This window comes from Paraburkholderia ginsengisoli NBRC 100965 (assembly GCF_000739735.1).
GTDB lineage: Bacteria > Pseudomonadota > Gammaproteobacteria > Burkholderiales > Burkholderiaceae > Paraburkholderia > Paraburkholderia ginsengisoli.
In genome coordinates this window covers 60,068-72,109 of sequence record NZ_BBJF01000002.1, presented here as the reverse complement: position 1 = coordinate 72,109, position 12,042 = coordinate 60,068, and the positions used below count along the sequence as shown (strand labels likewise).

Sequence of the window (12,042 nt, the reverse complement as noted above, 5' to 3'; positions counted from 1 at the left end):
GAAACGGAAGAAGCGCGTGGCCCCTTCCGTCTCGTTCAGCGTTTCAAAAAAACAGCTAAGGTTTAATCGATTGCCTTGTCATTCGGATTCTTGAACAGCGCCTTCATGTCGTCGCTTTGCGGGAAGTTCAGGTTCAGGCCCTTCGGCGGAATCGGCGATTCGAACCACTTCTTGTAGATCGCATCGGCTTCGCCCGAGGTCTGCACCTTGGCGATCGCGTCGTCGGCGACCTTCTTGAACTCCGGATCGTTCTTGCGCATCATGCAGCCGTACGCTTCACGCGATTGCGGCGCGCCGACGATCACGAAATCGCCCGGGTTGTTCGACTTCGCGCGTTCGCCCGCGAGCAATGCATCGTCCATCATGAACGCAGCGGCACGGCCGGTCGACAGCGTCAGGAACGACTCGCCGTGGTCCTTCGCGCTGATGATGTTCATGCCCATGCTCTTGTCCTGGTTCATCTTGCGAAGCAGGCGCTCGGACGTGGTGCCGGCGGTCGTGACGACCGTCTTGCCCTTCAGGTCCGCCCAGTCCTTGATGCCGGAATCCTTCTTGGTCATCATGCGCGTGCCGATCACGAAGATCGTGTTCGAGAACGCAGCCTGTTGTTGACGTTCGAGGTTGTTCGTGGTCGAACCGCACTCGATGTCGACCGTGCCGTTCTGCACCAGCGGAATACGGTTTTGCGACGTGACCGGAGTCAGCTTCACCTTCAGGTTAGGCATGTTCAGCTTCTGCTTGACGGCCTCCACCACCTTCATGGCGAATTCCTGCGAGTAGCCGATAACATTTTGTTTGTCGTCGTAGTACGAGAACGGGATCGACGATTCGCGATGACCCAGCGAAATGACGCCCGTGTCCTTGATTTTTTTCAGCGTACCCGCGTCTTGCGCCTGCGCGCCAACCGTAAACAGTCCGAGAGTCGCGAGCAGCAGCGCAGCTTTTTTAACCTTCATGTTGTGATCTCCTTGGCAAGAACCGGCGCCAGTTTAGCAAAGTAATTATTCTGAAAGTATCGCTATAAACCATGTTGTTGCGCGCACGCCGCTAAAGGCTTCGCCGCGCGTCGGACCGGTCGGCGGACCGCGTCCGGATATGCGAAGGCGGGCGGCATCGGATCGATGCCGCCCGCCGGGTACGACACGCCGTCTCGTGGACGGCGTCAGGCAAAAATTGCCGGCGATTCCGCAGGGTAGCGCACTCGCCGTTCAAACGTAAATCAGGGATACAGGCCGCGCATTTCGCGCGCTTGCAGAATCCGCTTACAAGCAACGATAAACGCCGCCGTCCGCACCGACACGTTCTGCTCGCTCGACACCTGCCACACCGCGGCAAATGCCTCGCGCATCACACGCTCCAGACGCTGGTTGATCTCGTCCTCGGTCCAGAAGAAGCTCGAGAAGTCCTGCACCCATTCGAAGTACGACACCGTCACGCCGCCTGCGTTGGCCACCACGTCCGGAATCACGAGAATGCCGCGGTCGTGCAGGATGTCATCGGCCGCGGTGGTGGTCGGGCCGTTGGCGCCTTCGACGACGATCTTCGTTTTGATCTTGCCGGCGTTCTTTTCGGTGATCTGATTTTCCAGCGCGGCCGGAATCAGAATGTCCGATTCGACGGTCCAGAATTCCTCGTTGGTCACGGCGTCCGCCTCCGGGAAGCCGCCCACGCCGCCCGTCTTCGCGACGTGTTCGAGCAGCGCGCCCGCATCGATGCCGGTCGACTTGTACAGCGAGCCCGTGTGATCCTGCACCGCGACCACCTTCGCGCCCGCTTCCTGGAACAGCCGCGCGGCAATCCCGCCGACGTTGCCGAAGCCCTGCACCGCGATGCGCGCGCCTTCGATATCGAAGCCGATACGACGCGCCGCTTCGCAGCCGACCACGAACACGCCGCGGCCGGTCGCTTCACGGCGGCCCAGCGAACCGCCGAGCGTGATCGGCTTGCCGGTCACCACGCCCGTGGCCGTTTGGCCCTGGTTCATCGAGTACGTGTCCATCATCCACGCCATGATCTGCTCGTTCGTGTTCACGTCCGGCGCGGGGATGTCGGTATTCGGTCCGATGATGATGCCGATTTCGCTCGTGTAGCGGCGCGTCATGCGCTCCAGCTCGCCACGCGACAGCGTGCGCGGATCGACGCGGATGCCGCCCTTCGCGCCGCCGTACGGCACGTTGACCGCCGCGTTCTTCACCGACATCCACGCCGACAGCGCCATCACTTCCGACAGCGTCACATCCTGGTGATAACGCACACCGCCCTTCCCCGGACCGCGCGACACGTTGTGCTGCACGCGATAGCCTTCGAAGTGCGCGACGGTGCCGTTATCGAGTTCGATGGGCACGTCGACGATCAGAATGCGCTTCGGGCGCTTGAGGGTTTCGAGCCAGCGGGACAGCGAGCCGAGGTACGGCGCGACGCGGTCGACCTGGCGCAGATAGTTGCCCCAGGGGCCGAGGTCTTCGCTATTGAGGTAAGACGGAACCGATTGCAACGATGCTGCGGATTGGACGGATTGCTGCTGGGAAGACATGAACGCTCCGGCGTTGATCGAATACGTGCATTGTCGAAAAACGCCGTTTTGAAATCCAATGCCGTTTCCTTATCCGATTATGCTTTTTTTGCATAACCCTCGGGAAGCCGCAAATTCGCGTCGTGGGCGCGCAGGTTTCGCGGTTGCCTCGCGCTTGCCTTTTATGCCGCGTCCTGTCCCAACTCCGCCGACACCACGTCCCACAATTGCCGAACGAGTATCTGTCGCGCATCGTCGCTTTTCGCCGCGAGCTTGTCGCGGTACAGGCGGATCTCCATGCTGAGCGTGAGCTGTCCTTCCGGCGTGCCGCGTGTCGCACGATCGAGACGAATCAGCTTGCCGTCGGCGACCGCATCTTCCACCGCGCTGTGCGGCAGGAACGCGACGCCGTGACCGGCCAGCGCCATCGCCTTGAGCCCTTCGGCCATGTCGGTTTCATACAGCCGGTCCAGATACAGACGCTCCGGCGCGTTCGCGAGGATCACCTCGGTCATGCGCCCAAGATACGCGTTCGGCGTGTAGGACAGATACGGCGTCGGTGCCTCGGCCGTGCCCGGCAACGTGTGACGCGGCCGGCTCGCGCGGCCCGGCGCGGAGAACGGGCTGATCGGCTCGTTGCCGAGCGTCAGCATGTCGTAGCGGGCCGGGTCGAGCGCGACCGGATGGCTCGGATGGTGATAGCCCATCATCAGATCGCAGCCGCCTTCCACCAGCGACAACGCCGCATCGTGCACGTTCAGCGCGCGCAGCCGCGTATGGATCGGGCCCATCTGCGCTTCGATGCGTTGCAGCCAGCGGGGAAAATACGTCAGCGACAGCGTATGCGGCACCGCGAACTCGATGGTCGCCTGCGGCGTCGCCGTATGGCCGCGCAGCAGCGCGCGCGCCTCGTGGAACTGCGACAGCATTGCGAGCGCCTGCTCGTTGAACACCTGGCCGGCCGCCGTGAGCCGCGTCGGATAAACCGAACGGTCGATCAGTTCCGTGCCGAGCCACGCTTCGAGCGCCTGGATGCGTCGCGAGAACGCCGGCTGCGTGACGTGGCGCAATTCGGCCGAGCGGCTGAAACTACGCGTTTCCGCGAGCGAAACGAAATCTTCGAGCCATTTCAGTTCCATGCGAGGTGTGCTGCCGGGCGGGAGGAGGAAGTCAGCATTCTAGCGGCGCGGCGCAGGGCGCGAGGCAACGGAGCGCAAAGGGGCACAACGTGACGCGCTGATGCGGCGGCTGATCACGGCCTGACCGGGAAGCGCGCACACGCACTCGCATACGCCACATGCACACGCACACACATCCGTATCCGTATCCGCTCGACAACGCGTCACAACGCGAGGTACGCGAGACGCGCCCCCCGCTCAACGCCCGTCCGCCCGCGCCGCAAATTTACCCGGCAACGGCCAGCCCCGCGCACAGTGGTAAAATTCGCGGTTCCCTCCGTTCCCGATCCGCTCCCTGAGCGCTCAACGCTTCGACCCGGCCCCCATCATGTCCGACACCCGCCCCGACACCCTGTTCGCGCTGAACGCGCTCTCCCCGCTCGACGGCCGCTACGCCTCGAAAACCGAAGCCCTGCGCGACTGGCTCTCGGAAGCCGCCTTCATGCGCAATCGCGTGACGGTTGAAATCCATTGGCTGATCGCGCTGTCGCGCGCCGGCTTCGCCGAAGTGCCGCGCTTTTCCGAAGCGTCCGAGCAATTCCTGCTGCAACTGGCCGAGCGCTTCACCGCGCACGACGCCGCGCGCATCAAGGACATCGAGCGCGTGACGAATCACGACGTGAAGGCGGTCGAGTACTGGCTGAAGGAATCGGTCAAGGGTCAGGAAGAACTGGAACGCGCGAGCGAGTTCATCCACTTCGCGTGCACGTCGGAAGACATCAACAACACGTCGCATGGCCTGATGCTCGCCGGCGCGCGTGAACACGTGATCCTGCCCGCGCTGCGCTCGGTGCATCAGCGCCTCGTCGCGCTGGCGCATGCGCACGCCGCCCAGCCGATGCTGTCGCGCACGCACGGCCAGCCGGCCAGCCCGACCACGCTCGGCAAGGAAATGGCCAACGTCGCCGCGCGCCTCGAACGTGCGATCGACCGTATCGCGAAGGTCGAACTGCTCGGCAAGATGAACGGCGCGGTCGGCAACTTCAATGCGCATCTTTCCGCGTATCCGGAGTTCGACTGGGAAGGTTTCTCGCGCGAAGTGATCGAACAGCGCCTGAAGCTCACGTTCAATCCGTTCACGATCCAGATCGAGCCGCACGACTACATGGCCGAACTGTTCGACGCGGTATCGCGCGCGAACACGATCCTGCTGGATCTGGACCGCGACGTGTGGGGCTACATCTCGGTCGGCTACTTCAAGCAGCGCACCAAGGCCGGTGAAATCGGCTCGTCGACGATGCCGCACAAGGTCAACCCGATCGACTTCGAAAACTCCGAAGGCAACCTGGGTCTCGCGAACGCCACGCTGCGCCATCTGGCCGACAAGCTGCCGGTGTCGCGCTGGCAGCGCGATCTGACCGATTCGACGGTGCTGCGCAACATCGGCGTCGCGTTCGGTTACTCGCTGCTCGCATACGACTCGCTGATCCGCGGTCTCGACAAGCTCGAAGTGAACGCACAGCGTCTGAACGAAGACCTCGACAACTGCTGGGAAGTGCTGGCCGAGCCGGTGCAAACGGTGATGCGCCGTTACGGCATCGAGAACCCGTACGAGCAGTTGAAGGAACTGACGCGCGGCAAGGGCATCACGCGCGAAGCGCTGCAGACGTTCGTCAACGGCCTCGCGATTCCGCAGGACGCGAAAGACCGTTTGCTCGCGATGACGCCGGGTTCGTACATCGGCAAGGCAGTGGAACTGGCGAAGCGTATCGCCTGATTCGCCGCTCGACGCTTCGTGCAAGCCTGTCTCGTCATGCACGAGGCGGGCGTAAAAAAGCCGCTCTGTCACGACAGAGCGGCTTTTTTTGTTGCTACGAGACTGCGCGTGAGCTAACCCAAACTCAGCGCGCTTCGACCTGTTTCAGCACATCGTCGACGATTGCTTCCGGCGACAGTTCGATGCTCACCGTGATCGCTTCGTCCGCGCCCGGCTCTTCGAGCGTGTCGAGCTGGCTTTGCAGCAGCGACGGATCGAAGAAGTGCCCAGTGCGGGTGGTCAGACGCTCTTCGAGCACCTTGCGTGAACCCTTCAGGTAGACGAAGCACACGTCCTTGTCGCCGTCGCGCAGGATGTCGCGATACGAGCGCTTCAGCGACGAACACGTGAACACCGCCGTCTCGCCCGCCTTCTGCTTGTCTTCGATCGCGGCGCGGATGGTTTTGAGCCACGGCCAACGGTCGTCGTCGGTGAGCGGAATGCCGTGGTGCATCTTCTCCTTGTTGGCGGCGCTGTGGAACGCGTCGCCGTCGGTGAATGCGCAGTGCAGGCGCTCCGCCAGCATTTCGCCAATTCTCGTCTTGCCGGCGCCCGACACGCCCATTGCGATCAGAATCATCTGAAACTCCTTACTTCTTTACAGAACCGCCGCGAGTGCGAAGGTCAAGCCCAAACCCATCAGCGAGATGATGGTCTCGAGGAGCGACCATGTCTTGAAGGTCTGCCCCACCGTCATGCCGAAATACTCTTTGATCAGCCAGAAGCCGCCATCGTTCACGTGCGAAAAGATCAGCGAGCCCGAGCCGGTGGCGAGCACCAGCAACTCCGGCTTGACCTGCACCGCGCCCGCCGCCGCGATCGGCGCGACGATGCCGCACGCGGTGGTCATCGCGACCGTCGCCGAGCCGGTCGCGAGGCGGATCAGCGCCGCGACGAGCCAGCCGAACAGCAGCGGCGACATATGCACCGACGTCGCCGCATTGACGATTTCCTTCGAAATACCGCTATCCATCAGCACGCGGCCAAAACCGCCGCCCGCGCCGACGATCAGCGTAATGCCCGCGATCGGCGCCAGACACTCGCCGCAGAACTTCTGGATCTGATCGCGGTTGAAGCCGCGGCTCGCACCGAAAGTCCAGAAACTGACGAGCACGGCCGTCAACAGCGCAACGTCCGAGTTGCCGAAGAAGCGCAGCAGATCGTTCGGCAGCGTTTTCGGCGTGGAGATCAAATCGGCCCAGCTGCCGATCAGCATCAGGATCACCGGCAGCAGGATCGTGAACAGCGTGATGCCGAAGCTCGGCAGCTCGCGCTTACGCGTGGGCGCCGTGTTCGCGGCGCCGTTCTTCGCGTCGGCGCCGTTGCCGTCAGCGCTGCCGAGAAATTGCGCGGCCAGCGCGTTTTCTTTCGGCAGCTTGATGTAGCGGCTGATCATCAGCGCGAACAGCGGACCGGCGACGATCGCGGTCGGCACACCGACCATCAGCCCGTAGGCGATGGTCCTGCCGATATCCGCGTGATACGCCTGCACCGCGAGCATCGCGGCCGGGTGCGGCGGCAGCAGGCCGTGCACGACCGACAGACCGGCGACCATCGGCAGGCCGACCAGCAGCAGCGACTTGTTGGTGCGCTTCGCGACGTTGAACGCGATCGGAATCAGCAGCACGAAACCGACTTCGAAAAACACCGGCAAGCCGACGATGATCGCGACGACCATCATCGCCCAGTGGATGTGCTTCTCGCCGAAGAAGTCGATCAACGTGGTGGCGACGCGCTCGGCGCCGCCCGACTCGGCCATCATCTTGCCGAGCATCGTGCCGAGACCGACCACGATCGCGATGTGCCCCAGCGTATTGCCGTTACCCGTTTCGAACGATTTGACGATGGTGGCCATCGGCATGCCGGCGACGAGGCCGAGCAGCAGCGACACCATGATGAGAACAAGGAACGGATAGACCTTGTAGCGCGTGATCAGCAGGATCAGCAAGGCGATGGCGACCACCGCGTAAACCAGCAGCATGCTGCCGTGGACAGCTTCCATGAAGCTCCTCCTTTTTTGCGTTATTGATTCTGAGTGCGGAACACGGTCAGCACTTCGTCTCACGGCGACCTGCACGGCGCCGGAGAACCCGGCTGACCGCGCGGACGCTGAATTTTACTGTTTGTTTCCTGAAACCGCGCGTGAATCCGTTATGCAAATCGCAAAAAAGAGCCTCGGCGCGACAGCCTGAAGGCTGGATCGACGAGGCTCCCTGGCGTCGAACCCGAACGGGCGACGTATCGAGTACGCGCGGCGGTTAGTGAGCCGGCGCGGCGAGTTGGCTGGCGGCCCGCGCGAGACGCGTGACTTCGTCCCAGTTCTGCGCAGCCAGCGCGGCCTTCGGCGTGAGCCACGAACCGCCGACGCACACCACGTTCGGCAGCGACAGGAAATGCGTCGCGGTTTCGGCCGTGATGCCGCCGGTCGGGCAGAACTTCAGCGTCGGGAACGGTCCATGGAATGCCTGCAGCATCGGCACGCCGCCGGCTTGTTGCGCCGGGAAAAACTTCACGATCTCATAGCCGAGTTCTAGCGCCGTGATGATGTCGGTCGGCGTCATTACGCCTGGCAGCAACGGCAAGCCGGCATCCTGCGCGGCCTTGTGCATGTCTTTCGTGAGACCCGGCGAGACGCCGAACTGCGCACCCGCCTTCTTCGCCTGAGCGCAGTGCTCCGGCTTCGTGATCGTGCCGACGCCGACCACGATGTCGTCGGCCAACTGGCTCGCGCGCTCGATCGCTTCGAGGCCCGCCGCGGTGCGCAGCGTAATTTCCAGCACCTTCACGCCGCCCGCGTGCAGCGCGCGCGACACGTGTTCGCCCTGTTCGACGGAGTCGAACGCGAGCACCGGAATCACCGGGCCGAGGCGCACGATCTCGCTTACTGTTTTCGACGTCATAGTCAGACTCCTTGTTTCTGCAGCACTTAGCGGGCTTGCGTGGTGCTTGTGTGTTTGTCGGTATGCGCTGTGGCCGCTTTGCCGTGATGCGCCGCATGCGAAGTGTCGTGCTGACCGGCGTGCGAGGCCGCGCCTTCGCCCACCATCTTGCCGAACACCGACGCGCCCTGCTCCGCTGGCGCCGCCGCCGCGCGAAACACGCCGAACAGCTCGCGGCCGAAGCCGACTTCGTTGTCCGCCTGATGCTGCGGCTCGGCGTTCGGCCGCGCCGCCCATTCGGCCGCATCGATCTCGATGTCGAGCACGCCCGCTTCGGCGTCGATCACCAGCATGTCGCCGGTGCGCACCTTGCCGATCGGGCCTTGCAACAGCGCTTCCGGCGACAGATGGATCACCGCCGGCACCTTGCCCGACGCACCGGACATGCGGCCGTCGGTGACCAGCGCGACATGGAAACCTTGATCCTGCAACACACCGAGCAGCGGCGTCAAACGATGCAGCTCGGGCATGCCATTTGCCCGCGCGCCCTGGAAGCGCACGACGGCGACGAAATCGCGCTTCAACTCGCCTTTGTCGAAGGCTTCCTGCACCGCTTCCTGCGAATCGAACACGATCGCCGGCGCCTTCACCTTGCGATGCTGCGCGGCAACCGCCGAAATCTTGATCACGCCGCGGCCGAGTTTGCCCTGCATGAGACGCAGGCCGCCGTCCGGCTGGAACGGTTCCTTGATGCCACGCAGCACCGCCGTGTCTTCGCTCGTCTGCGCACCCGGCACCCATTGGAGCTTGCCGTCGATCAGCTTCGGCTCTTCGGTGTAATGCTTGAGGCCCTTGCCCGCGACCGTGTTCACGTCGTCATGCAGCAAGCCGCCTTCCAGCAGATTGCGCACGAGGAACGCGACGCCGCCGGCTGCGTGGAAGTGATTCACGTCCGCCTTGCCGTTCGGATAAATCTTCGCGAGCAGCGGCACCACTTGCGACAGCGTGTCGAAGTCGTCCCAGTCGATCACGATGCCCGCCGCGCGCGCAATCGCCACCAGGTGCAGCGTGTGATTGGTCGAGCCGCCCGTCGCGAGCAACGCGACGATCCCGTTGACCACCGCCTTCTCGTCGACCACGTGGCCGATCGGCATGTAGTTGCCGCGCTCCACGGTCAGATCGAGCACGCGGCGCGCGGCCTGCGCGGTCAGCGCGTCGCGCAGCGGCGTGTGCGGATGCACAAAGGCCGAGCCCGGCAGATGCAGGCCCATCACTTCCATCAGCATCTGGTTGCTGTTCGCGGTGCCGTAGAACGTGCAGGTGCCGTGGCTGTGATACGCGGCCGCTTCCGCTTCGAGCAGCGCGTCGCGGCCGCACTGGCCGGTCGCGAACAGTTGGCGCGTCTTGGCTTTGTCGTCGTTGGACAGGCCGCTCGCCATCGGGCCGGCCGGCACGAAGATGGTCGGCAGATGGCCGAATTGCAGCGCGCCGATCAATAGGCCCGGCACGATCTTGTCGCAGATGCCGAGGCACAGCGCCGCGTCGAACATGTTGTGCGTGAGCGCGACCGCCGTGCTCATCGCGATCACTTCGCGCGAGAACAGCGACAGCTCCATGCCCGCATTGCCCTGCGTGATGCCGTCGCACATGGCCGGCACGCCGCCCGCGAATTGCGCGACGCCGCCGTTTTCACGCGCGGCCTGCTTGATGATGTCGGGGTAGTTTTTGTACGGCGCGTGGGCCGACAGCATCTCGTTGTACGAGGACACGATGCCGATGTTCGGCTCGCGGATCTGCTTGATGACGAGCTTGTCGTTGCCCTCGAGCCCGGCGAAACCGTGCGCGAGGTTCGCGCACGAGAGTGCGCCGCGCGCGGGGAACTTGCCCTGCGCGTGATGGATGCGGGTTAGGTAGGCGTCGCGCGTGGGCTTGCTGCGCTCGATCACGCGCTTCGTGACGTTCAACAATTGCGAATGCGGGGAAACCATCGGAGCTCCTTCGTCGCTGGCGGCAGGCGCGCGCGCACTTTGCCAGGTAGGTATCGCGGGGGCGTCGGCTCAACCGACGACGCCATCTTAGTAGAAAAACTACACGATCGCAACGCTGATTCCTGTTGCACCGCGACATTGCGCCATCTCGCGTTGCGCCTTACTGGAAGCCAGTAAGCGCTGAATGACAACAACCTAGGGATAACACCTAGAGGCTGATATGTAGTTTTTGTACCTTCTCGTGCAATCAGATATAGTCCACGCATTCTTCAGCATAGTGCGAGTTTTCCAATGATGCTGTCCCAGGTGGCAGAGATGCGCGACCAGTTGCGCCCGTCCGAGCGCAAGCTGGCCGATTACGTGATCGAAGCGCCGCGCGAGGTGCTCGACCTGTCGATGACCGAAGTCGCCGCGCGCGCGGGCGTGAGCCAGCCGACCATCGCGCGGTTCTGTCATGCGCTCGGCTTTTCGGGGTTTCGCGAGTTCAAGATCCGGCTCGCGCAGGGGATTGCCGCCGAGGTGCCGGCCGTCTATCGCGACGTGCGGCCCGACGAGCCGACACCGGGCGTCGCCGCGAAGGTGCTCGACCGGACCATCGGCGCGCTGATCCAGGTGCGCAACAACCTGTCGTCGGACAGCGTGGCCGCGGCGATCGACATGCTCGCGCAGGCGCGGCGCATCGAGTTCTACGGCGCGGGCGGCTCGGGGATCGCCGCGCTCGACGTGCAGCACAAGTTCTTCCGGCTCGGCATGCCAAGCGTCGCGTATTCGGACCCGCATACGTTTCTGATGTCGGCGGCGCTGCTCGGCGCGGGCGACGTCGTGGTGGCGATCTCGAACACCGGCCGCACGCGCGACATCATCGACGCCGCGAAGGCCGCGCTCAACGCGGGCGCGAAGGTGATCGCGATCACGCATGGCAATTCGCCGCTCGCGCGGCTCGCGACGGTCGGCCTGTTCGCGAACGTCGATGAGGACACCGACATCTTTTCGCCGATGACCTCGCGTGTCTCGCATCTGGCAATCGGCGATATTCTGGCGGTGGGGGTGGCGCTCAGCCGCGGGCCGGAGTTGCTGGAAAAGCTGTCGCAGACCAAGGAGGTGATTCACCGGCGCAGGGTGGACTCGCACGGGTGAGGCGCGGGTGGCGCAACGCTCGGCGCTCGCGTTTGTAAAACAGCACGCCGGAAACAACAAGGGCGGTTTGCCGATCACTCGGCAAACCGCCCTTTCTCTTTTTCATTGCAGCGATAAACATCACATCGGGCTTGAGCGCCCTGGCGCCACGATCAGAACGGCTTGATCACGACCAACGCGACCGCCGCCAGCATGCCCAGCACCGGCAGTTCATTGAACATCCGATACCACTTGTCCGAGCGACGATTCTCGCCGCGCTCGAACGTGCGCAGCAGCACGCCGCAATACGCGTGATAAAGAATCAGCAGCACCACCACGCCGACCTTCGCGTGAATCCAGCCCTGCCCGCTGCCGATGCCGATCACCAGCCACAACCAGAGACCGCACACGAGCGCCGGCACCGCGATGAACGTCATGAAGCGGAACAGCTTGCGGGCCATGATCAGCAGGCGCGCCGTGGCGGCGGGTTCCGTTTCCATCGCCAGATTGACGAAGATGCGCGGCAGATAGAACAGGCCGGCAAACCAGGAGGCAACCAACACGATGTGAAACGTTTTTACCCAAAGCATCTGCGGTCCTCATACGACGTTGT

General features: G+C 63.6%; 10 protein-coding genes. 2 read left to right on the top strand and 8 right to left on the bottom strand.

What is annotated here, in order from left to right; genetic code table 11:
- Nucleotides 1–62: 62 nt before the first annotated feature.
- The 3 genes from BGI01S_RS00600 to BGI01S_RS00590 all read right to left on the bottom strand — a co-directional run bounded on the left by BGI01S_RS00600 (nucleotide 63) and on the right by BGI01S_RS00590 (nucleotide 3,651).
- Entirely contained in the window at nucleotides 63–956 is an 894-nt protein-coding gene (locus tag BGI01S_RS00600; RefSeq protein WP_042320990.1) for a glutamate/aspartate ABC transporter substrate-binding protein, read from the bottom strand.
- A gap of 263 nt (nucleotides 957–1,219) precedes the next feature.
- A complete protein-coding gene (locus tag BGI01S_RS00595; RefSeq protein WP_042320987.1) occupies nucleotides 1,220–2,533 on the bottom strand; it encodes a Glu/Leu/Phe/Val family dehydrogenase in 1,314 nt (437 codons plus the stop codon).
- A gap of 161 nt (nucleotides 2,534–2,694) precedes the next feature.
- The gene (locus BGI01S_RS00590) at nucleotides 2,695–3,651 is read right to left on the bottom strand and encodes a LysR family transcriptional regulator (RefSeq protein ID WP_042320984.1); all 957 of its coding nucleotides are present in this window, start codon (nucleotides 3,649–3,651) and stop codon (nucleotides 2,695–2,697) included.
- Nucleotides 3,652–4,018: 367 nt separating this feature from the next.
- Here BGI01S_RS00590 and purB point away from each other — a divergent pair, with 367 nt between their 5' ends.
- A complete protein-coding gene (gene purB, locus BGI01S_RS00585) occupies nucleotides 4,019–5,407 on the top strand; it encodes an adenylosuccinate lyase (RefSeq protein WP_042320982.1) in 1,389 nt (462 codons plus the stop codon).
- A gap of 124 nt (nucleotides 5,408–5,531) precedes the next feature.
- Here purB and BGI01S_RS00580 read toward each other — a convergent pair whose 3' ends face one another.
- From BGI01S_RS00580 to edd, 4 genes are all read right to left on the bottom strand, one after another.
- Nucleotides 5,532–6,026, bottom strand: coding sequence for a gluconokinase (locus tag BGI01S_RS00580; RefSeq protein WP_042320978.1), 495 nt, complete (start codon nucleotides 6,024–6,026; stop codon nucleotides 5,532–5,534).
- Nucleotides 6,027–6,044: 18 nt separating this feature from the next.
- Nucleotides 6,045–7,448: a GntP family permease gene (locus BGI01S_RS00575; RefSeq protein ID WP_042320976.1), complete on the bottom strand. Its 1,404-nt coding sequence runs from the start codon at nucleotides 7,446–7,448 to the stop codon at nucleotides 6,045–6,047.
- A gap of 256 nt (nucleotides 7,449–7,704) precedes the next feature.
- Entirely contained in the window at nucleotides 7,705–8,346 is a 642-nt protein-coding gene (gene eda, locus BGI01S_RS00570; RefSeq protein ID WP_042320973.1) for a bifunctional 4-hydroxy-2-oxoglutarate aldolase/2-dehydro-3-deoxy-phosphogluconate aldolase, read from the bottom strand.
- Between the two features lie 26 nt (nucleotides 8,347–8,372).
- Nucleotides 8,373–10,313, bottom strand: coding sequence for a phosphogluconate dehydratase (edd, locus tag BGI01S_RS00565; protein ID WP_042320971.1), 1,941 nt, complete (start codon nucleotides 10,311–10,313; stop codon nucleotides 8,373–8,375).
- 291 nt (nucleotides 10,314–10,604) lie between these two features.
- Between edd and BGI01S_RS00560 the strand changes: the two genes are divergently transcribed.
- Nucleotides 10,605–11,450 carry a MurR/RpiR family transcriptional regulator gene (locus BGI01S_RS00560; protein WP_042320968.1) on the top strand — a complete coding sequence of 282 codons (846 nt, stop codon included), beginning with the start codon at nucleotides 10,605–10,607 and terminating at the stop codon, nucleotides 11,448–11,450.
- A 152-nt stretch (nucleotides 11,451–11,602) separates the two neighbouring features.
- Here the strand turns inward: BGI01S_RS00560 and BGI01S_RS00555 are convergent, their stop codons facing one another.
- Complete coding sequence (locus tag BGI01S_RS00555; RefSeq protein WP_042320965.1) at nucleotides 11,603–12,019, bottom strand: CopD family protein; 417 nt, start codon at nucleotides 12,017–12,019, stop codon at nucleotides 11,603–11,605.
- Between the last annotated feature and the right edge of the window lie 23 nt (nucleotides 12,020–12,042).